The sequence below is a fragment of the Kitasatospora sp. NPDC029312 genome (genome assembly GCF_055569215.1).
Window position 1 is genome coordinate 172,066 of the sequence record NZ_JBVHXY010000006.1, and the last position, 22,519, is coordinate 194,584.

Below are 22,519 nucleotides of genomic sequence, written 5' to 3' on the forward strand. Positions count from 1 at the left end.
GGCCCAACCAGGCGAGAGAGCCCACAGGGATGACTGCCCTTGATATGACCAGCGACGACCATGTGAGCCACTCGCCCGGGGCGGACGGCATGTTCCCGATCGAGCTGACAGAGCATGGGCATCGGCTGGCCGGCACGGTACAGCAGCACGAGCAGGCGATGACCGAGCCGGAAGACCGTGCGGTGCGACTGAGGAATCCGCCCGACGTCGAGCTGGTCGAGGCCACCTTCGGCCAGTGGGGCGGCCCCGAGCCGGACGTCCTCGACGAGACCGTGCGGCGCCTCAGGACATGATCGAAGCGCTGTTGCCGCCCGCGTCTTGTGGGGAAGGCTCGGAGTGTGGACGGGAGGTCCTTGGTGCCATCTCCCGGATGGTGAGCCAATGAGTGTCTTCGAGGTGATGGTTCTGGTTTGCGGCTTCCTGGGCGACGCGGTCACCTGCCGTGAGCATCACGAGGGCTTGATCTTGTAGGGCAGGCGGTAGCCACTCCACCAGCAGCCTGGCGCGGTTCGGATCGATCTTGAGTGCTGTGTTGCGAGGGCGGGTGAGGAGGAGCCGGTAGCAGCCTTCCGCTGGTTCAACGGGCGGTAGGCCCAAGAGCGTTGCGGTAATGGAGGCCCTGGCCGGGATGGATAGGCCGTCCGCGTCGAGATCTCCGTAGTAGAGGATGCGGTGGATCTGGGGGAGTTCGGCGATGCTGGCAATGGTCGCTTCGAAGGCGCGGCCGGCGCCGAATGCGATGTACCCGATGCGGCCGGGGTCGCGTTGGAGCAGATGGCGCAGGGTGGCGAAGGTATCGCTGTTCTCGATCACAAGTATGGTGTCGCCGTCTCCGAGGTGTCGGTAGGCGAGCGGTGGGGGTTCCCGGTAGGTTGCGAGCTGGTCCAGGTCGAGTCGGCCCGGGCCGAAGAGCGCTCCGCTGATCAGGCTGTCAAGGCGCTTCTCATCGTTGAAGATCTCGTGGGATCGTTCGCGCAAGGATAGCGGACGGCGAGCCTGTGCCGTGCTACTCGTGTCCCGAAACCACCGGTTGATCGCGGTCAGGATGTTCGTCTGTGCAGTGGTGATGCGCGCAGTCGATACCCAGCTGAGCTCCGGTCTCCATGACCGTGTTTCTCGGGGTGCTGAGGGGATCGGGTGGGAGCGGACGATGCGGACGGCGTCGGGTAGCGGGGGGCGCCCGGCGTCCCATTTCGCCGGGTTGGAGGGCAGGGTGAGGAGTTGCGCGTCGGCAAGCTCGATGAGCAGGGTGGCGAGGCTGCGGCGGCTGTTGCCGCTGTGGGACAGACCTGGCAGAGCAGAGGCGAATACCTCCGTCAGGGCTGTGCGAGAGAGCGTGCCGCCGCCGGGGGTCCTGGCATGCAGGGTGTCATTGAGCCGGGTAGCGGCTGGGGACAACGGTGGCACCGGGTTGTCGTGTGGCGTCTTCATTGGCCGGCCTCGGTCTTGGTGTAGAGCCGGGCGGTGCTCAGATAGCCAGCGGGCTCGGGGGCCTCGGGGTCGGGTGTGACCCGTGGCCTGGGGATCAGGGATGCGCGCACGTGCTCGTCGACGCGGACGAGGGACAGCCCGCTTCGGGCTTCCGCATCGTTGCGCAGTTGGATGCGCAGGGGGAATCGCAGGGTGGCGTTGTCGTCGCTGAGCCCGGTGGTGTAGAGCAGCTGAATGCCGAGTGCTGTGGCCATCTCCTGCTGGATCTGCACAAGGTAGTCGGCGTTGGCGCGGCCGATGGGGTTGTCCAGCATGAGGAGACCGCCGTGCCGAGTGCGACTGCGCGGACCTGGTGAGGTTCGCAGGGCGGCCAGCGCGCAGTACAGAAGGATGGCTCCGGTGAGTTCTTGGCCGCCCGAGAAGATCGTTTTCATGTCTTCCACGAGCACATGCTCGAGGGTGCGCGAGGCAGTTGGTTTGATCACCTTGGCGGTGAAGCCTCGTGGGACGGCGCTGTGAAGGCAGCGCATGACGACATCGATTCCCTTGAGCCCGACGGCGTTGGGGGCAGTGGCCATGGTCTGGACCGCTTCGCGAATCAGTCCATGGAGCAGGGGCTGCTCCGGAGGCTGGTACTTGATCGTCAGGAAACGCTGGTTTGACCACGGGCCGGCTTCGTCGGGGAAGACGGAGAAGGTACTGGCGCGGTCGAGCTTCTTGAGCTCTTCGGAGACACGACCTGCCAGTTGGAGGACCAAGGTGTCGCGCACTTGCTCGACTCCGTTCAGCTGAGAGGCCAGGACAGCGGCGCGTTCAGTGAGAGCGGTTACCCAATCGGCGGCCATGGGAGGGATCTGTCGTCCGTCGAGGGCAGAAATCTGTGTGCGCAGGGGAATGTCGAGGTCGTGGTACGCGACGTTGGAGACGGCGTCCTTCAAATCGGCTACGGCTCGTTCGACAGCTCGGTCGGCAGTGGTCTTCTGCTTGTGGGTCGTCGTGTGGAGGCTCACAGCCTCTCGGGCTTTGGACTCGGCGCCTTCGAGTGATCCAGGATAGGGCGCGGCCTCCTGATCAATGGACATGCCTTTGATCGCCGCCTCGAAGAGTGCAAGGACCGGGGCGAGCGTGGTGCGGCTCCGCTCAGCCTGCTGCTTGGCGCGGCCCGCAGCAGAGAAGGACTCCCCGGCCGTACGCGCTGCCCGGTCCGCGCCGGTCTTCAAGTCTCCGGCCATCTCCAGCAGTTTCTGGGCCTGGGCCCGGTCGTACGGGGTCCACTCCTGCGCGGCCCCTTCCTCCAGCCAGGCTTGGCCTTCTGCCGGTCGGGCTTGCTCGAGCCGTACTTGGACGCGGGCGCGCCGAGAATTGATGTGGGTTTCGTCGGTCTGCAGCCGCGTGCCCTGCTCGGTCAGACTGCGCACGAGGGCGTCTCGCTGGATGGCATCGTCAGCACGTGCGTCCTGAGCAAGGACCAGTGCTCGATCCTGTACAGGGGGCGGGACCTTCTTCCAGAGAGCCTGGCAGGTCCGGAGGTCGGCCTCCGCAGTCCGCGCGCGCTCGCGAAGGTCCTCACCGACCTCACGGGCGCGTAGGTCGGAGGCGGCCTGCTTGTACTGCTGTCGCAGCACGGGCAGGGGGTCGAGCGGGCCAGCCTCTGCCTGGCGGCGTTCGGCCTCGTCGGTGGCCGTGGTCATCTCCCGCTCCCGGCTGTGTCCGGCCGCCTCTTGCTCGTGGTTCTCGATGAGGCGGGCACGGCGAAGGCTCTCGTCCTCCGCTGCGGAGCAGGCTGCTTCCAGCTCGCCGAACTCGACGAGCCGCATCGTGGTCTGGCGTTCGAGTTCGGCGATCCGGTCAGCAGCATGGCCGGCCTCGGCCTCGCGGCCGGCCAGCCGCTCCAGGTCGTCTGCCGTCCGTCGCTGGGCTGTCCACCGGGCGAGGGCGGTCTCGCGCTGCGACTCGGCTTCGCCGAGGGCCAGTTCGAATGCTTGTGCTCGTTCGGAGGCCGCGTCGGCTGCTTCCCTGGCGACCTCGGCGGCAGCCTGAAGGCTCCTCAGTTCCTCAAGGCGTACGTCGAGGGGAAGGTCTCCGAGCTCGTCCTGCCAGTGGTCCAGGGCGGCAAGGAGGCGTGCCGTGGCCTTTCGACGTGCCTCCTGGCGCTGGATTTCCTCGGAGGTCTCCCGGATACGAGTCTCGACGATCTCCCGCTCGCGTGCCGCGGCCAGTTCGTCGTGCATGGCAGGTGTGGGCTCCACCACGGTGCGCCCCGCCTGGTCGCTGGGGACCATGTTGGCGAAGCGGCTACCGGTTCCGATGGCCACAGCCGCTGCGGGCAGTGGGCGCAGCTCTTCCAGGACCTGGTGCGCCTTCTCCAGGGCAGAATCATCAGTGACGATCACTCCGTCCACCAGGTCAGGGTGATCGGACACGGCCCGGGCGTGGAGGTCGGTCGGCAGGTTGTCGCGCATCCAGATCCATCCGGGATGGGCAACGACTCCGTGCCCAAGCAGGGCGGCGCAGACCTGGCGGACGTGAGCGCGCGCGGGCAGCAGCCCGGCGCTGGTGTCCAGGGCAGTCAGGTACTCCTGATCTCGGTCCAGCCTGCGCCGTTGAGCGGTAAGCACTCCTTCCAGAGCTGCGTGGCGGCGGCTGGCTAGTTCGTGCAGCGGCCCTGCGCCGGCGGAGATCCAGGTCAAGGCATCACCGCCGGTCGCGTCGGGTTGTGTCTCCAGCAGCTCCGAACTGAGGGGATCGTGCTGGATGTGCCGCGCCCGGATCCGGAGCCTGTCGATCACAGTGCTCGCATTGTCTGCGGCATTGCTGGCCGCAGACGCGGCAGCATCGGCCGTGGAGAGCTCCGCCCGGGCACGGGAAGCGCTCGTCCTCGCATCGTCGACGGCTGCTTTCGCATCGTCGGCCTGTTCCTCAAGGTCCCTTTCCGCCGCACGGGAGCGGGCAGCTGCGTCGGCCGCCGTCTCTCCGGCCAGCACGTCCCGCGAATCGCGCGACCGCTGGAGGTCAGCGTCGAATTGGGCGACGAAGGAGCTAAGGTTCGCCGTCTCGCTCTCCGCGACACCGTCGAGCTTGCGAAGCTCGCCCATGCGGGCGCGCCACGCGCTGACCTCAATCCCGCTGGCGCGCGTAGCCTCCTGCAAGTCGTGGATCTTCTTACGGACGTCCTCTTCTGCCAGCCGCAGGCCGATCCTCAGCCGGGCTGCGGCGTCATCGGCGGCTGTCGCATAGGGCGCGATGGCCCCTTCGGCCCGGGTGAGGTCGAGCTGGGTGCTGTCGAAGGCATGGCGAGCAGTCGCCAGGTCCAGGGCCAGTGGTACATGGGCCCAGCCATCGCGTTCTTGTTCAACTTCAAGTCTCCTCGCCTCGGCATCCGCCCGTTTGGCTTCCAGATCAGCCAGATCCAGCCGAAGGCTGTGCCATTCGACGTGTCGCAGCGCGCGGTCAGCGGCATCCTGTGCGCGCATCCTCTTCCGGTGCTCGACGTCCGCCTGCTCATAGGCGGCGCCGCACAGCTCAACCTCACATGCCAATTGCCTGTCCCTGGCCAGGAGTGTCGAAGCCAAGACAACGAGGTTCTTCGAGGCTTGTGATGCCTGTGCTGCCTGCGCGAGCTGTGTTGTGTGCGCGTCGGCGACCTGTTGGCACTGGCGCTGCATCTCGAGGGCGAACGCGCGCTCCTTCTGCCAGAGCTGGTACTGCGACACTGACCCCGCGTACCCGGTGAACATTTTGCCGACCGCATCGTAATCGGAAGCATCGGATGCCTTCTTGAGGAGCCACTCCACGAAGGCACCGGACGAGGTCGTGGTGAACGCGTTGGCGGCACCGCTCTCGGTGGCGTTCATCGCGCGCTGGACGTTGAACAGGTCCGGTTCGAGGCCGAGGCTGCTCTGATGGGCCTCCCACTCCTTCTGGCCGGCTTCCTCCCGCAGGCCCAGTCCTTCATTGCGGGCCCTGATGTCCCGCAGCTCGGTGCAGAAGTCGTCGTAAGAGAGCCAGATGCCGCCGTTGTGGAAAGGCAGGCGATCGGCGGTGAGGGCCGCTCCGGGGTGGAAACTGTAGAAGAGCCTGCTGAGGTTCTTGTCTGCTGCCGGTGCGAGGACCTGACCGGTGACCAGGAGCTGGCCGGTGCGCGCATCCACCCACTCCATCACGATGTGCGACGGCTGGACGGGCGAGACGACGAACTTGCGAAGCGCCTCGAGATCCTTGTGGCGGTAAGGGATGGTCGTACACATGATCGCGGTGAGGAGGACGCCCTTGCCGCCCCCGTTCTCCAGCATCACCAGGCTCGCGGGCGAGGGCCGACGCGGAACGTGGCCGATGCCGGGAACCAGAGCGCCGGTCGACACCGGCTCTCCGACACCGGACAGGTCGAGGTCGACCCACTCATACCGGGCGTCGCGGGGGCCGAAGTTTCGCAGCAGGACGCGGTTCAACTCGTACACAGTGGACTCCCCTACGGTCAGTCGGCGAGAGGTGCGGTGAGCGTGGGGCCGGGGGCGCCGGGTGTTGGCGGGGCCGGCTCGTCGGTTGTGCGGCCGAGGTCTCCGCTCGGCAGGCGGGAGATGCCCAGAGCCGCGAGTTCTCCAAGCATCTCGCCGGCCGCGAGCTCGCGGATCTGCACGCGGTATTTCACGTGCGTGACGTATGTGCCCTCGCCGTCGCCTGGCACCTTGTGCATGAAGCCGTACTCGACCAAGTGCTTCAGTGCTCGCTCGACGATCCTGCGGCTGGCTGCGAACGGCGTGTTGTCGCCCTTGGTCCTGCCAGTGGCGCTGCGCCGCAGGTACGCACGCCATAGCGCTTCCAGCCCCGGCTGGCCGGTCGGCGGGTCCTGGTCCTCACCAGCCGCGGTGATGCGCTGCTCGATCGCCAGAGCATGTTCGCGCACGTAGTCGTCGACGGCGCTGGCGGTGACGCGGCCCACGAACTCGTCGTCGTCCAAGTCTTGCGGTCGGGGGAACGCGAGAGTGGCGATGGCGAGTTGGGCGAGCAGGTACAGCGGCCGGTCCTGGGGAGCGGGCACCAGCTCGGTGACCGACAAGGACAGTGAGCTCTCCGTGGCGGTGCCCAGGATGAGTCCTGAGCGGTGGTCGACTCCCAGGACCGTCAGATCGAAGCCCTTCGCTGCCATGTGCACCGTGTGGGCATAGTCAGGCTCTCGGTGGTAGCGCTGGACGAGTCTTGCGTACTCGCTCGATCGTGCTGGCATCCTGCCGCGGCCCAGGGCCATGGCAATCATGCGGGTGGCGTCCGCCACGTCGTCGTTCGTCATGCCTGTTCCTTCGCGAGTGCAGGGGCGCCGGGGTGGCGGGGCGACGGGATGGGGCTGGCGGCAGGCGAGCCTCCCGTGGTGTTGACCGGTTCGGCCTGCACGCTCAGCACGAGGAAGTCGGATCCTCCGAACCGCGGGTCATCCAGCTCCGTGCCGTCGTCGATCGCGACAATCGTTTGCTTCCCTTCGGCCAGCTGGGACACGGGGACGTTGCGGAAGAGTTCCTGGACACGTAGCGCGACCAGATGATCGGTTCCCCACCGCTGGCTCACGCCTGGCGGGTTGAGCCGTGCGTGGTTCAGGAGCGCGGACAGGCGCACCCCCGCCGCCGGGACGCCGGCGAGGATGTCCGCCGTGTCCTGCTCCTGTTCTGCGGTGAACAGAGGTTCGTTGGCGGATTCGTCCCATTCGTGATCGGTTTGGACGACAGCTGGCTCCAACGGTTGGTTCTCGGTGACCCGGCACAGTGCAGCGAAGAAGTCGGGTAGGTAGAGCACGTGCGGGCGTCTAGGGCCGAATGCCGCGTGGGTGAAGGCCGCCAGCGGCCCGTCCGCGCTGTCTATCGGCAGCTCCAGGACTGGCCGCAGAAGTTGGTCCTCGAGGTGGACCCGTGTGTGCAGCGCGGGCAAGACGAACACCTGCCGGTCCTGCTGCCGGCGGAACTCCGGGCCGAGCTGCATCAGCAAGACGGTGAGCCCCGCGTGGCGATTGAGGCAGTCGGCGAGCACATTGCCCAGGTCGAGCAGCTGCTGGCGCTTCCGCTCGTCCTCGGTGATTTCGAGCAGCTCGCCCACCCGCTGCTGCATGGCAGTCTCGGCGTCGGAGCGCGCCTTGACGTGGTCGAGGGCGAGTTCGACCTCCTCGTCGACCTGGTCCGTCCAGCTGATGGCGCGTACGCTGCGCTGCATCGCGGCCCTCCAGTCGGTGAGCTGCTTCGCGTAGCGCAAGCTCTGCCGGCGGGCGTGCAGTGCCGCCTGCAACGCGTCCTCGATGCGGGCCCGCTTCAGCATCGCGGTCAGTCGGGCCTCGGCCGCGATCTGCGCCGATGCGACGTCGATGTCAATCGCGTGAAGCAGGACATTGATCGCGGCCTCGGTCACCACCAGTGCGGCACGCCCGACCTCGTCGGGTACCTCTCTGAGGATCTGGAACGGGAAGTCCCTTACGGAGAAGCCTTCTTCGTTGAGGGTACCGACGGGCTGTCGGAACGCACGGTCGCGTTCCTCGACGTTGATCAGTCGCTCGATGATCCACGTGCCAATGGCCTCGCGCTCGCTCTCTGTCCCTTCGGGCACCTGAAGGGCCGCGTACCCCGCGACTTCCTTGGCCACGGCATCCTGGCGAACCATCGTTCCCATGTCACTGCTCAGGGCGACGAAGTCGACAGCCGCCAAAGCCAGTTCTGCGAGCCGGTAGCCGTGCCAACCCCTCTCAGTCTTTGCCTTGCTGGAGTCGAGGCCAACGATCGGGCGAACCACCGCCAGTGCCTTCATCCGCGCAGTCAGGCTCTCGTAGGCCGCAGTCGGTTCCTCGAAGAACACTGGCAGGGTCCCCTTCCGTAGATGGCCGACACGAGGGCCAAGCTAGAGCGAGGGTCTGACAACACGTCACGTTCGAACTGTCAAGCGATTATTTTCGGAAGCTAAATCCTCCTGCCGGTCGGTGCCCAAGCCAGTAGAAGTCGACCGGGAGCGGTCCCACAATCCGAATGGGCCGGTCGGCGCCCTACACGTCGCGGCGCTGGTGGAACGGCCGGGTTCACTCTGCTTTGAGCGAGAACCTGACCGGTTCGGACAGGATGGTTTTCGCCGATTCGAGGTCCGCCATCCTGGTGGCGAGTGTGGCCATGGCCAGCCGCTCGGGGAGTGCCTCGTGGAATTTCAGGCCGCGCATGGCTTTCACGTCGATGTCGGGCAGGCACAGGCGTGAGACCGCATCGGCCGTACCGGCCTTCCACATCTGCGGGCTGAGGTCGGTGCGTAGACGTAGGTATTCGTCGGAGAAGCGCTGGCGTTCGTCGGTGAGGCCGGCGAGGGTGGCGGTGAGGGTGGCGTTGGCGCGGTAGCCAGCCCAGGTCCACCAGCGAATGTCGTCGCCGGCTCGGGTGATGACGGTGCCGCCGGGGTGGACTGTGTCGACGTTCTGCTCGCGGACGTGGGCGAGTTGCTGGGTGGCTCGGCGGGTGAGTTTGACCGGCGGGTCGGCGCCAAGCAGGACGTCGCGTGCGGCCTGGTTGAGGGCGTAGGAGGTGCCGCTGTAGCCGGTGCCGAACCAGCGGGCGCGGCCGGCGAGGTCCGAGGGTTCGACGTAGCAGCGGCGCCTGGTCCAGTCGATCCAGGTGACTTTCCAGCTTCGCCCGCCGAGCAGGAGGACCCGGGGACCGTCGATCTTCTCGGTGAGGAGCATGGGGTCGGTGCGGCCGATCTCCTGGCGGCCGGCGAGGACGGTGAATTCGGGTGGTGCGGTGAAGACGGCGGTGATGCCCATGAAGTGGCGGCGGCCGAACTTCTCCTCGGCGGCCGGGCCGATGAACAGCAGCTCGCCGTCCCGGTCGAGGAAGCCGTCATTCACCAGGTGCCGCAGGATGGGTTCGGCGCTGCGGTCGAACGGCGGCAGGCCGTTCCAGCCCTGGTTCCAGAGTCCTTGGGCGATCTTGTGCTCTTGCAGGCTGAGGGCCAGGAGTTGCTGGGCGACGATGTGCCGGGGCTCAGGTGGGGCAGTGACCGGCTCGATGTAACCGCGGCCCCACAGGACGAGGAGGGCCGAGGCGCCCAGCAGTGCCTCGTGGCTGCGGGCGAGGAAGAGGCAGTTGCGGGTGGAGCCTGCACGGCGTCCGGTGCGGCCGATGCGTTGGAGGAAGGAGGCGACGGTGGTGGGGGCGTCGATCTGGATGACGCGGTCCAAGTCGCCGACGTCGATGCCGAGTTCGAGGGTGCTGGTGGAGACGATGACGCAGTCGCGGGCCTCGGCGAACGCGGCTTCAGCGCGGCGCCGTTCGTCCAGTGAGAGGGAGGCGTGGGAGAGGAAGGTGGTGACGCCTGCGGCGCGGAGTGCGGCACCGAGTTCTTCGACGAGCTGCCGGGAGTCGCAGAAGACCAGCCGCTTCTCGCCTCGGTGGAGGGTGGCGATGACCTTGGCCGCGTTGGCGGTTGATCCGACGTAGTCGAGTTCGATGTCTCCTGGTGGTGTCACCGTTGTGGCGTCGGCGACGGCCCGTGGGGCGAGATCGACACCGGGGGCGACGACCTGGGCGGGGCGCCGACCGCGGCCCGAGCCTTGCAGCCAGTGGAGGAGGTTGCCCGGGTTGCCGACCGTGGCGGACAGGCCGACGCGTTGGATGGGCCGTCCGGCCAGGTGCTGGAGACGTTCGAGCACGGCGAGCAGGTGCCAGCCGCGGTCGTCGCCGGCGAAGGCGTGGACCTCGTCGACGACGATGGTCCGCAGGTCGGCGAAGAGGCGGTGCTGGTCGACCTTGGTGCTCACCAGCATGGCCTCGATCGACTCGGGCGTGGTGAGCAGGATGTCCGGCGGGTCGGTGAGGATGCGTCGGCGTGCGGTCGGGGGGATGTCGCCGTGCCAGAGCGCTGCGCGCCGTCCGAGCCATCCGGCGTACGTTTCGAGGCGGGGCAGGAGGTTGTTCAGCAGGGCCTTGAGCGGGCACACGTAGAGCACCGACAGGCCGGTCCATCGCTGCTGTTCCATGGCGGACAGCAGGGGGAACGACGCGGCTTCGGTCTTGCCGCCGGCGGTGGGGGCGAGCAGAACGGCGTCCGAGCCGTCGAGCAATGGGGTGATGGCCTCCTGCTGGAGGGGGCGGAGTTCACGCCAGCCTAGGGAGTTGACGATGTGGTGGACGAGAGCGGGCTGGAGCCGGGACAGCGCGGCCGTCCCGGCCCCTGGTTCGGAAGGTGTGTGGGAGTCGCTCATAGGTCGAGCTCGATGTCGCCCGCGGAAGCAGCGCTGCGTTCGGCTTCGCTCAGCTCGGCCGAGGAGAGGGTAAGGGCGTAGTGCCGACGCGGGTCGAAGTCGTCGAACTCGTCGACCCGGTCGAGGACGTCGGCGACGAGTTTGCGCAGGAAGACGCGCGGGGCGATGCCGACCTGGCCGCCGAGTCCTCCGGTGACGGCGGTGGCGAGTTCGGCGATGTAGGCGTTGTCGACGAGTTCGGCGACCCGGTCCGGGTTGCGGGCAGCTCCGGCGTAGAGGTCCCGGACGCTGCGGCCGAGTTCACCGAGCCGCTCCAGGTCGAAGCCGGCAAGGCGGAGCTGGACCGCGCGGGGTGAGTCGAAGCGCGGGTCGGTCGTGAAGTCGGTGGCCAGGCGCTGAGCCAGCGGGGGAAGCCGTTGCACGCCCTGCTGTCCGTCGTAGAACGCGGGCGTGCCGGTGATCACCAGGAACAGGCCCGGGAAGCGGCCGGCGTCGATCTCGTCCAGCAGCTGCCGCAGGGCGTTGAGGCCCTTCTCCCGGACGTCGCCTCGCACGCGTTGGAGGGTCTCGATCTCGTCGAGGACGAGCAGCAGGCCGGGGTGTCCGCAGTCCCGCAGGACGGTCAGCAGGCCCTGGAGGAAGCCGAGGGCGGCGAAGTGGTCCAGGTCTCCGCGAACGCCTGCCGTCCTGCGGGCGCCGGCTGCCACGGACTTCTGGCCTCCGAGCCAGGCGATGAGCGCCTCGGCCGTTGCAGCGTCGCCTGCGGCCTTGGCGTGGCGGTAGCCGCGCAGGGCCGCTGCGAACGCGGGGGTGGTGCGGGCGACGTCGGCGAGGCGGGACTCCATGAGCGCGTCGACGGCCTTGCCGAGGGCTTCGGTGTCGTCCTCCGGTACGTCTCCGGCGTCGAGGAGCTCCTCTTCCAGGGTGTAGAACCAGGAATCGACGATGGCGCGCAGGGCGCTCGGGGCGTGGCTCGCGGTGGACAGGCGTTCGGTCAGGCGCCGGTAGACCGTCTCCAGCCGATGGAGCGGGGTCTCGGTCTCGGAGATCTGGATCTCGGCTGTGGCCAGGCCCATGCGCTTGGCCCGCTCGGCCAGCCAGCGGGCGAAGAAGGTCTTGCCGGAGCCGTAGTCACCGCGGACGGCATGGAACGCGGCGCCGCCTCGGGTGACGACGGTCAGGTCGTCGTCGAGGGCGCGCTCGAAGCGTTCGAGGCCGACGGCGAAGAGATCGAGCCCGAACTGGGGCACCGTGCCGCGACGCAGAGCATCGACCACGTCGCGGCGACGGGCCGCGCTCACGGAAGCCGCCTGACCCCCGGAGGAAGGCTGGGTAGTGCTCATCAGCTGTCCACCTGGAACTGTTCACGGGCGAGCGGCACGTTGAGCCGCAGCCTGCTTCCGTTGTCGCTGAACTCCAGCACGGGGTAGCCCTCTACGTTCATGAGTCGTTGCAGTGTTGCGGCGAAGCCGTCGGCGTTGCGGCCGGCCTTGCCCGCTGCCGCCGCCACCGCGGTCAGGGACAGGACGCCGTCCGCTGCCACAAGGGCGTCGACGACGGCAGCCATGACCTCGGGCTCGGGCGGCTTGCGGACAAACCTCCGCTGGAAACGGAAGGTCTCGGACGCCACCAGCTTCGTCCCGAAGGAGGGGCCGTGTGCCGGCGCGCTCGTCTCGGCGGCTTCGCGCGTCTCCTCCGCAGGTTCCTGGCCGTCCGTGGACTTGGCCGAGGTCGACGACGTGTTGGTCTGCTCGGCGGCACGTGCCGCATCGCGGGTGGGGTTGCCTGCGCTCCACCAGTACGGGGTGACGTCCTCCGGTGCGAGGAGGTGCCAGTCCTTGGGCGGGTCAGCGTCCACGGGCAGCAGCGTCAGGACCGGAACGGTCATCTCGGAGAGGGAGGCGCCGCCGTGGTAGCCCGCCTTGCGGGGCGTGTACCGGATGTCCTCGCGCCACGGCGCGACGATGCGGCCATCGCCTTCGAGCACGCGCGGCCCGGTGAGCAGGACCTCGCCGGATCCCGGTTCGCCGAGGCGCCAGCGCGCGGCACCCACGCTCCCGGCGGCTGCCGGGGCGTCGAGTCCTTCGCCTCGTTCAAGGACGTGGCCGTGGTCAGAGACGATGACGACGGGCCGACTGTAGAGCCGTGCGGCGGCGAGGAGTTCCTCCAGGTAGGTCACGTCGGCCAGGCGCCACCGGGTGCGGTCGCCCTGGGCCGCGTGGTCGAGTGAGTCGTCGACCGTGTTCAGCACGACTCCGACGACCGCCTCGCCTGCCAGCTCGCGCTGCAGCGTGTCGGAGAGCCGCTGGCCGGCTGCACCTCCTATGTCCGCCTTGTGGAACAAGGCGGCCGAACGGCGCTGCCGGGACCAGAACGCCTCGAAGCCGGGCTTCTCCACCGATTGGCCGCCCTGGGTGAGGCTGCCGGTGAGGAGCGAGGCCCGGCTGATGCGGGTGAGTGAGGGGATCGCGGCAACTGCGGCCGTGCGGCGGCCCCGGGCTGGGCCGGTCTCCAGCCAGCCGCGGCGAGCGAGTTCTTCGCCGAAGCCGACCGCGACTTCGCTGCTCATGCCGTCGACCAGCAGGATCAGCGGGGCCCGGCCCGACTTTCCGGCGAGCTTGACGGCGATGGTGTCGAGCACGTTCTCGACCAGGAGCGCCCCGGCCGGCGTTTGGCCGGCCGCGGTATGTGTCCATTCACGCAAGTACCGGGCGAAGAACTCGTCGATGACGGCACGCCGCCCACGAGCAGCGTGGTAGACGCTGTGGTAAGCGGCACTGACCGGTTCCTGGGCATCGGCGTCGCCGGCCCACAAGACGGTGAGGGCGGCATCCACCCAGCCCCAGTCGGCGAGGTGCTGCTCGACCGCGTCCGCTACGGAGGCGATGGTCGGCTGCGGGCCGGCCAGCCAGCGAGCCAGACGCACCGCGGCCTCGGCCGTGCGGACACGCGGGCGCAGCAAGCCCGCGAGGTGGTGGCGGCGCAGTTCCTCAAGGGCTGCCTCGGCCGCAACAACGTTGCGTGTGCGGGGGCCGGAGGGGTCGAGGACAGCCGCGAGTGCGTTGAGGCGAGCCTGGAACCCGGAGGGCAGGTACGCATTCCCAGCAAGGGCTTCGGTCAGGCCAGCCTCCTGGGCCTGCCGGTCCGCCTGCTCGAGGACTTCCCGGGCCCGGTTGTGGGCCGCGTGCTGTTCTGGTCCTGCCTGCTCGGCCTGTAGCAGCCAGCGGATCAGTGTTCCCTCGACCGCGAGGGCGAAGGGACGCAGGTCGGCGGGCTTGGGCCGGATGGTGCCGAACAGCCCACCGAGCGCGAGGCCGGTCTCGGCCGATGGAGCAGGACCGGCGACCACGGAGCCGACGACCCCGAGGGCCATGGCTTCCTGGCCTCGGCCGGCGGCGCACAGGTCCAGCAGCAATGACGCCGCGTTGCCGGCGACCTTGGTCAGCCAGTCCCGGATACCCTGCTGCTCGTCCTTGGCCAGTGCCGCGTAGGCGGCGGGCCCGAAGGGGCTGCGGGACCAGGCCAGCAGGGTGTCGGCGTCCAGCGGGGTGTCGCGGCGGCCATCTCCGCGGGTGCCGGCCGCGTCGGGCGATGCCTGGCTGATCGACAGCCTGGCCTCGACGAGTGCGCGCATCGCCGCATCCAGCGTGAGCACGGAGCCGAGCCGCGGCCAACCGCCGTGGGGCTCTGCTTCGAGGAGGGCGTTCACCAGCCAGGATTCCGCGCGGATACGCGGGTCGAGACCGGTGGCGCCGAATCGCAGCCGGACGATCTCCGCCCGGTCGACACTGAGGACCTGGCGGCGCAGGGCGTGGCCGAGCACGTCCCAGCCGAGCTGCTCATCCTCGACCGTGGTGGTGACCACAAGCACCGAACCCGGGCCCGTGGCTTCTTCTTGGTGGCGATGCCAGGCGTCGGAGATACCGAGGACGGAGTGCTGCTCCACGACCTCGATCCGGCGCTTGTCCTCAGCCAGGGAGGCGGTGAACTCGGCAGCCGCGCCGGTCTCGTACCGGCCGTGGACCAGGACGAGTCGGCGGTCCGGCTCGTTGGGAAGCTCCAGACGCAGAAGCGCCTCGATGACCCGGCGGTTGACCAGAGGTGGCTGGGCCGACATCACTGCGCCGCCCCTTCGCTCACGCTACCGCCCGCTCCGGGCTCGTCCGCGGGCTTCCACCCGATCTCGATCTCCGTATCGGGGTTGGTGGCGGCGAACTCCCGGATCTCGCCGAGCAGGTCCGCCAACGCTCGTTCGAACGCGGTCTCCCCGGCGCGGGCTGCCACCCTGCGGGTGGAGCGGCGCGGCCCGGCTGCCGCAGGACCAGCCCCGGAGGTGGTTCCAGCGGGAGCGGCAGGCGTGCTCGGCTCGGTGGGTGCGGTGGGCAGGGGCGGCTGGCCGTGGAAGGTCAAGCTGACCTGGCCGGCCTCGGTCGGCGGCTCCCCCTGCGTGGGCGACGACGCTGGCGCTGCGGGGGGTGCCGCCGGTGCGGCGACAGCGGCCAGCCGGGCCGCGTCCCTGATCAGTGCCAGGGACTGCGGCTGGATCTTGTCCAGGACGGGTGCGAGCTGGCGAGCAAACTCGTCCTCGTGAGCGGCATGTTCCACCTCGGCGATCAGTCGCTGTGCGCGGTCGCCGATCCCGTCGGTCCGTCCGGTGTACTCGCGCACGCTCTCCAGCAGATCCCACTGCGTACGGTCGAGCGCCTTGAGGACGGTCTCCGCCGAGCCGACTGCGGCACCCAGCTCCTGATCGGTGATGTCGTACGCGACTGCGGCGAGTTCCTTGACCAGCGGGGTGTCGTCCTGGTGCCGCGTCAGCCGCTGGACGAGGTCCACGGCATGCCGGGCCGCCAGCAGGCGGGGCGCACGCGAATCGGCAAGGCCCAGCGCGGTAGCGTGCTGCGGCTTTCCGAGGGAGCTGCGCACCCCTTCGACGGCTGGCTCCACTGCCTCGGCCTTCGCACGCACCGCTGCCGCGAGCTTCGCGACGTTGCGGGCGAACAGCACCGGCGGCACTCCCGAGACGCCGAACAGCGCCGCCGCACGCTCCCGCGCGGTGGCGAACTCGGCCTCGCTGGGCTTCTCCTGAGCCCGCAGAACGTGGCCGGCCCCGATCGACTGCAGGGGCGGCGCCGCCGGCTCGGCCTTACCGTTGTAGACCCAGGAACGGTCGGCCAGCAGCGCGTAGGTGGCGATCAGCAGACTGCTGACCTGCTTGTCCAGCCCGGTCCACCCGAGCTTGGCGATCCACTGGCGGATGTCCTCTACCTTGTAGTCGCCGGTGACCTGCTGCTGGGCGGCGTACTGGTCGATCCGCCGGCGCCACTCGGTGCTCAGGGTCAGCGGACCGTCGTGGACCTCCCCGAGCTCCAGCGGGTGCACGATCTTCTTGACGACGGCCATCTGCCCGCGGTCGAGTTCCACGCGCCCGGAGCCGTCCTCCATGGCCTTGGTGATCCAGCCGAGCACAGTCTTCAGCTCGGCCGGGGTGATCGCCTTGCGGTTGCCGGACGGGTCGAAGTTAGGGTGCTTCGGGTACAGCTCCTGGAAGACACCGTCGGCGATCCGGAGCATGTTGCCCTTGAAGCCGGCGGCGGCCTCCAGCCGGGGCCGGTGGCCAGGCAGCATCGACAGCAGGTGACCGTCCTCCCCCACCGGTGCACCTGCGTTGGCCTCGTCCAGGCGGCTGATGCCGTACAGCTGGCCCAGCGTGACGGTGAGCTGGGAGGTGAGGTTGTCCCGCTGCGCCTGGAGCTGGTGGCGCATACGGATGCGGTCCTCGGCGGAGTAGTTGACCGCGAGGTCGTCGAGGCGCTCCCGCTCCAGCACGTAGTTGATCTTCAGAAGGCGCCCGAGCTGGCCGGCACGCTGACGCGAGAGGTGCGCCGGCAGCCACACCACGGTGGGCTGGTGGTGCCGCTCGTCCCGCAGCAGCTGACGGACCCGCGCGGCGTCGTTGCTCGGGTACTGGCCGGCGACGTCGAACGGGTAGTCGATGACGAAGCGAACCCGGCCGTCCACCGAGGGGATGAAGTGGTCGTCCGGGATCTCCTGGGCATCACGGACGTTGCCGAAGACGAACTCGGCGGTGCGCTTGGTGCCGCGCCACACGATCTCGCGCTCGCAGACGAACCCCTCGGTGTCCTTGATGTCCAGCGCGTTCCAGAGGGTCTCCTTGATCCAGACGCGCCGTGCGCTCACCCGGTCGACCTCGCCGACGGCGTCCAGCAGCGGCTCGACGTCAAGGTCGGACAGGTGCAGGGCGAACACCGGGTCGTTGCCGCCGTCCGAACGCAGCTCCCCGCCGAACTCGCCCTGCAGCTCCTCCAGGCGCGCCAGGGCCACCTTGTCGTCGGTGATCGTCCGGGTGCGCTTGACGGAACCGTGGTTGAGGTCCGCAAGTCGGCGCGCGGTCAGCCGGGCCAGAGCCGGGACCTCGGGGGTCAGGTAGGCCAGCAGGAGTGTCTTGACGAGCCGGTCGGTGGCCCGGAAATCGGCGCTCTCCTCGCCCTGGTAGCGCTCCACCATCCAGAGGCGGACCTTCTCGTAGAACCGGTTGGCCTGCTCGCCCTCCTTGCGGAGCTTCTCCGTGAACGCGTCACCCATGCCTCCGGAGAGGACGTCCCACAGGTCGCCCAGCGGGATGATCTGGCCGACCTTCATGTCCCCCCGGCGCCGCCACAGCAACTCCTGGAGCAGCTTCAGACCGGTCCGCTCACGCTGGAGCGCACCCGACAGCGCAACCAGGACATTCAGCAGGGCCGGTGTCAGTGGATACACGTCGCGGAAGTCCGACCAGTCCGCCTGAGTCGCGCCCTGCGAGTCGAGCAGCGCGTCCTTGACCCGCGCGTTCGCCTGCTCGAAGTCGGCAAAGGCCGTGTCCAGGGCGGCCCGGGCCTCCGGGGAGCGGGGCTTGAGCACGCGCTCCTTGATGATCGCCGGGAGGTTCCGGTCCTCCAGGTTGATCACGTCGAAGCGCTCGGCGAGGTAACCGACCTGGGACTCCAGGTTCTTGACCTCGGCGCCCGTGACGTCTTCGCCGACGAGCTGCGAGAGGTTCCTCTGCCGAGAGATGAAGGAGACGATCGGTACCGGCCGGTCCGCCACCCCCGACTCGATGATCTTGACGAGTTTGCCGACCTCGGTCTTCACGAAGTCCTGGTCGCTCATCCTGGCCTGGAGCCAGAGGATCAGCTCGTCGAGGAACAGCACGATGCCGTCGTAGCCGAGCGACTTAGCGTGCCGGCTGATGACGGACAAGCCGTCCTCGAGCGGGATGAAGGCGTTCGCGTCACCGCTGGCGCCGCGAGCATAAGACTTCATCGGACCACTGAGCAGCGCGGAGACCAGTGCCTCACGCAGTGGGTCGCCCTGTGGGGCCGCAAACGCGCGATCCAGGTCCGCGCTGGTCCAGCCGGTGGAGGGGGCCGCGGCTTCCTCCAGCGGCACCAGGTCGTCCTCATCGGCATCGCCGGGGTGGGCCGTGCTGCCGCTGACAGCGCGGTCCCCGAGCTTGCGGATGAACAGGTCGTCGCCCTCGATGCTGCGGTTGTAGCGGGCGTCGTCCAGCATCGCGTCGGCCCGGTAGACCGGCGGCGTCGGCGCGTTCGGGTCTATGCGGCGGATTGCGCGGACGTAGCCGCCGAGCAGTGCGGAGTCCAAGTCGACGGCGCCGACGAGGTGGTACGGGACCATAAGGAATCGGCGGTCACGCAGCCAGTCGTCGTGCTCCGCGATGACCTCCTGCAGCCGCGGCTTGGATCGGGCGGCCGGCTCATTGTTAAGCACTGCGTGGAGCACGGACATGAAGTGGCTCTTACCGGAGCCGAACGATCCGTGCAGGTACGCGGCGTTCGACGAACCGTCGCTGACGGAGCTGCGGACGAGCGTGAGCGCCTTGCCGAAGGCTTTCTTCAGCTGATCGGTAACGACGTACTCGTCGACCAGACGCTGGGTGTTCTCGAACCCGCCGGACAGCTCGACCTTGAACTTGCCGGCGAGGACCGCGTCGGGGATGTCCAGGACGTCCCGGAGGAAGAGCTCGGTGCTGGACATCGCGGGTCGCGGTTCCCTTCGTCGTGGAGGTTCATGTCGGTTCGATCGTGCAATGGCTGCACGTTACTTGGCCGCGGCCCTGCCGCGCTTGGGCGCGGAGGGACGCCAGAAGAGCAGCGCATCTGTCGTGATGCCGTGCTCGCGTTGCTGGGCCTCCAACCACTCCTGGCAATCGGTTGCGGGATTGCCGTCCCACTCGTGATCGAACTCGCCGTGCCACTGCTTCAGCCAGGGCAGCAGCTCCAGCATCCCCGCGAGAAGCGGAGTCAGCTGCTCACCCTGCCAGTTGTCCCTTTCCACGCGGTCAGCCACCAGGTTGATGATGGCTTGAGCCTGATCGCGGTGGTCCCAACCGGCCCATCCGAGAACCAACTTGGGGTCAGCCTCCGGCCCGGCGTCTGGATACGAGATGAACCGCTCCTTCGGCACGTCGAGCTTGCCCCGGTTCGACCAGTACGACTGCTTCTGGAAGTCCGCACCGGAGTACTTCGGCGGCACGGCAATGTCCAGTTGCTCCCCCGTCCGGTCTTCCTTGCGCTGCTGTTCCCACACCTTCTCCCATTGCTCACGCTTACGCAGGCCGGAGTCCTTGTAGCGCAAAGCGGAGAGGTAGGGGACGTGCTCGTCGGCGACGACCTCGCGCAACACGTCGGAGAGCCTAAGGTCCGGCTTGCCGAGGTGATCTGCCGCGTAAAGCTCGGCGACGGCCTGGACATCAGCGTCGTGGGTGAAGAGGTCCGCGAGTTGCGCCGGCGTAAGGGTGCGAGGTTGGCGCATGCCATCACGGGTGTGAAACCACAGGTCCGCGCGCTCACAGCGGTCCAACAGCCAAGTGCGAAGAGCCTCAGCCTCCTTCTTCTCCCACGCGAGAGAAGACCAACGGCGCTTGCACTCCGGTCGCTCGATCAGGGCGATGTCACGACGCTTCTCAATGCTGTCGATCCGGCGTTGAACAACCTCGCGATACCAACCAGGCCAGTGTGTCGGGATCTCCTCAATTGGAGTTGAGCCGTGCCGCCTAAACCACACAGTGTCCGCCTCACCGGCAGCCACCCTCCGCGCAAGAACGATCTCGAACGCGCGCTCGCCAAGCGAAATCTCTGGGACAGAGTCGAGATCGGAGGCAATGAGGGCTGCGACCTCGATTTCGGTGAGCAGACCGTATGACCCATACACGTGCCAGTCCAGTTCCTCCTGCAACGCGATCATCCGACGACGAGTGGACGAGTGAGCAGCTCGCGCAGCGTCGAGGGCAGCGCGGGTGGGCACAGCTGACGCAGATGAGACGGCAGCGGGCTCATTTGCGGCGAGCACCTGCGCCAGGGCATCGAGCGCACGACCAAGCGCGACGGGCAGACTCGCAGGAACAGGGAATTGCTGGAGCTTGGTGCTATTGAACTGATAGCGCTCCTCCCACGCCTCATCCTGCACCCCGCGGCCCAGACCGCTGCCACCCTTCCCTTGGCATACCTGCTTCAACCAGAAGCAGGAAATGGACGAGTTCAGCAGCCCAAGCAGCGCCAAGTGTTCCTCTTCTGTGGCCCCTTCCGGCAACTTGATCACCGGCGCAGTCTGCTTGAATACGCTTCCCCCACGGTCAAGAGCGAAGTGATTATGCGTCGCCACCTCACCAAATGTAATCGACAGCGGCGTTCGATAGGCAGAGGACGTGTGCTGCATATAGTCCCACCACCGCAAGCCAGCCGCCGCCATATCGCCCTGAAACGTCTTGCGCGCCGACAACAGTGTGCGCCACGGCCACAATTCATCGCTCAGTTCCGCACCATCGCCAACGCTCGGATGATAGGGATACCAGATGCCCTCAGTGAACTCACCTGCCCAATCCCTGACCTGCTCGCCAACTGCTAGCGGAACGATTGCGCGCTGGTTGGCTCGAGTTCGGAGAGTCGCGCGCAGCGGCCTAGCAAAGGCTTCATCAGCAACAACACGGATTGCGCGCCCTATTGGCAGTTCGATCTTCTTAGCGAGCGGCATTCGATTCTTAGCGACTTGGGCCAACAGGTCAGCCGCCCCTCCCCCGCTAAGCGACCACGGATGCTTAGAAAGCTCCCCCCGCGCTACGTCGGCGACTGAAACCCACGCCGACTCGCTTCTCGGCTTCGCCACTTGCTCCGCAATTGCGCGCCAGACGACCCCCTCTGCTGCGATCTCCGGCTGACCCGGCTCCCCGCGGACGCCCAAGACGGCACGGATCGGGTCAGCCCAGCCTCGCTCGGTGTTCCGCCCAGCGAGAATCACCGTGGGCGTACCATGCCCAGGAATAAACGCACCCGACGTGTCGATGACATGCGTCAGCTTCACCGTTCGGAAGAAGTCCTCAATGAGCCTCTTCCCGAATTCCCGCTTCATGAAAGAGTTAGCGGTAATTTGCCCAGTAAATCCTTGCTGCTCCCGCGTCGCAAGCTCGAAGATCCGCTGCGTGAACGGCACCGAAAGCGCATACGTGCCCGAGCAGGCATCGTATACGCTCCTATAGTTCTCGTTCTCCTGCTTATCCTTCACAGTGATATACGGCGGATTCGCCACCACCACATGGTATGAGTGTTTTCCCAGCAGGTCACAGCTACGTACGAACTCGTTCACGTCTTCCGTCGAGTACGCGAACGCCCCCTCCGACGTCTCTTCGACTCCGTCCTCAGCCACTCCCATGGCCGAGAACAGGTCGTCCTCTGACTTGCCCTTCTGCTTGCGCTTGCCGACACCCCGTCCGTGCAGCAGGGAGTCGCCGACCGCGACGTTGATCGGGAACTTCGGTGCCTGGTCCAGGCGCCCGACACCGGCTTCCTTCAATGCCGCAACCAACAACCGGAACCGGGCGATGCTCACTGCGAATGGGTTCTTGTCGCACCCGTGCACTGCCTCAAGTGCAGCCCGCACGTTCGTCCAGTCGTCGACGCCTGGCCCCGCCTCTTCCCGGTACCTCACCAGCAGTCGCTGGAAGATTCCCAGCAGGAAGTGTCCGCTACCGCACGCCGGATCGATCGTCCGTAGCCCCCGCCGCTCAACAACACGCGACTCGCTCTCACGAATGGTCAGCTCGGGCCAGAGCCCGAATTCCTCCACTGCTGGCTCCAGCGTGAGGTCGAGGATGAACTCCTCCACGAACTCGGGCGTCTGCAGCAACGCGTACGTCTTCCGCGCGTGCTCACTGAGGTTCTGGTACAGGTCACCGAGGAACCGGGTGTCCCAGTCCTCGCTCTCGAACAGGTGGACTGCTTCCCCGTCCTCTCTGCGGCGCCGCCAGAACGCCAGCAGGGTCCGCGCCGCCTCATAGCTCGGTGTGAGCCCCCAAAGCGGATTGTGGTTGCGGTCGAAGAGCCCGCCTGCCGTCTCGTTTGCGGCTGCGAGGTGATCGAATGCGGCGACGAGCCAGTCTCGGTCGTTCTGCTCGGGGTTCTCCCGGAAGTACGCCTCGTGGCGCTCCTCTGCGATCGCCAGCCGTTCGCCGGGGCCAGCGATCCAGGGCCATTCGATGAGCCCGTTGTCCTCACAGAAGCGGACGAAGACCGTGCCGAGCACCCAGGCGACGGCAGCCTGGGTGATCCGCTCCTCGCGCCAGCTCTCGTACGTCGCGGCCGTGCGCTCGGCCGCCCGAGCACGCTGGTACTCGCTGTCGAGCGTCGCCGCGAACTCGGGTACGTCCTGGCTACGCTCGCGCAGGTCGTCCTCCAGAACTGCCGCCTGCTTGCGCAGGTCCTTCAGCAGCTCGTTCTGGTCCACTCCCCGACCCGCCACAGCGCCCGTCCCTTGTCCGTCCATCCGTCGGTCCAGGCGGACCGTGCGGTTCCCCATTTTGCC

General features: G+C 67.7%; 10 protein-coding genes. 1 reads left to right on the forward strand and 9 read right to left on the reverse strand.

The window, feature by feature from the left end:
* The first annotated feature begins 44 nt into the window (after positions 1-44).
* Positions 45-293, forward strand: a complete 249-nt coding sequence (locus tag ACZ4WV_RS08040; protein WP_465743984.1) for a hypothetical protein — start codon at positions 45-47, stop codon at positions 291-293.
* Here ACZ4WV_RS08040 and ACZ4WV_RS08045 read toward each other — a convergent pair.
* The 9 genes from ACZ4WV_RS08045 to pglX all read right to left on the reverse strand — a co-directional run bounded on the left by ACZ4WV_RS08045 (position 283) and on the right by pglX (position 22,441).
* A complete protein-coding gene (locus ACZ4WV_RS08045) occupies positions 283-1,431 on the reverse strand; it encodes a Wadjet anti-phage system protein JetD domain-containing protein (protein ID WP_465743986.1) in 1,149 nt (382 codons plus the stop codon). The two genes, ACZ4WV_RS08040 and ACZ4WV_RS08045, sit on opposite strands and share 11 nt — an antisense overlap.
* Positions 1,428-5,888 (reverse strand): coiled-coil domain-containing protein, encoded by a 4,461-nt coding sequence (locus ACZ4WV_RS08050; RefSeq protein ID WP_465743988.1) that lies wholly within the window; start codon positions 5,886-5,888, stop codon positions 1,428-1,430. The genes ACZ4WV_RS08045 and ACZ4WV_RS08050 overlap by 4 nt, the downstream gene beginning before the upstream one ends.
* 17 nt (positions 5,889-5,905) lie before the next feature.
* Complete coding sequence (locus ACZ4WV_RS08055; protein ID WP_465743990.1) at positions 5,906-6,718, reverse strand: hypothetical protein; 813 nt, start codon at positions 6,716-6,718, stop codon at positions 5,906-5,908.
* Positions 6,715-8,259 (reverse strand): hypothetical protein, encoded by a 1,545-nt coding sequence (locus tag ACZ4WV_RS08060; RefSeq protein ID WP_465743992.1) that lies wholly within the window; start codon positions 8,257-8,259, stop codon positions 6,715-6,717. Before ACZ4WV_RS08060 ends, ACZ4WV_RS08055 begins: the two co-directional genes overlap by 4 nt.
* A gap of 217 nt (positions 8,260-8,476) precedes the next feature.
* The gene (locus ACZ4WV_RS08065) at positions 8,477-10,645 is read right to left on the reverse strand and encodes a DEAD/DEAH box helicase (RefSeq protein WP_465743994.1); all 2,169 of its coding nucleotides are present in this window, start codon (positions 10,643-10,645) and stop codon (positions 8,477-8,479) included.
* Positions 10,642-11,988: a BREX system ATP-binding protein BrxD gene (brxD, locus tag ACZ4WV_RS08070; RefSeq protein WP_465743995.1), complete on the reverse strand. Its 1,347-nt coding sequence runs from the start codon at positions 11,986-11,988 to the stop codon at positions 10,642-10,644. Before brxD ends, ACZ4WV_RS08065 begins: the two co-directional genes overlap by 4 nt.
* Positions 11,988-14,762 carry a BREX-2 system phosphatase PglZ gene (gene pglZ, locus ACZ4WV_RS08075; protein ID WP_465743996.1) on the reverse strand — a complete coding sequence of 925 codons (2,775 nt, stop codon included), beginning with the start codon at positions 14,760-14,762 and terminating at the stop codon, positions 11,988-11,990. The genes brxD and pglZ overlap by 1 nt, the downstream gene beginning before the upstream one ends.
* A complete protein-coding gene (locus tag ACZ4WV_RS08080) occupies positions 14,762-18,700 on the reverse strand; it encodes a DUF6079 family protein (protein ID WP_465743997.1) in 3,939 nt (1,312 codons plus the stop codon). Before ACZ4WV_RS08080 ends, pglZ begins: the two co-directional genes overlap by 1 nt.
* Before the next feature lie 63 nt (positions 18,701-18,763).
* A complete protein-coding gene (gene pglX / locus ACZ4WV_RS08085; protein WP_465743999.1) occupies positions 18,764-22,441 on the reverse strand; it encodes a BREX-2 system adenine-specific DNA-methyltransferase PglX in 3,678 nt (1,225 codons plus the stop codon).
* Positions 22,442-22,519 lie beyond the last annotated feature (78 nt).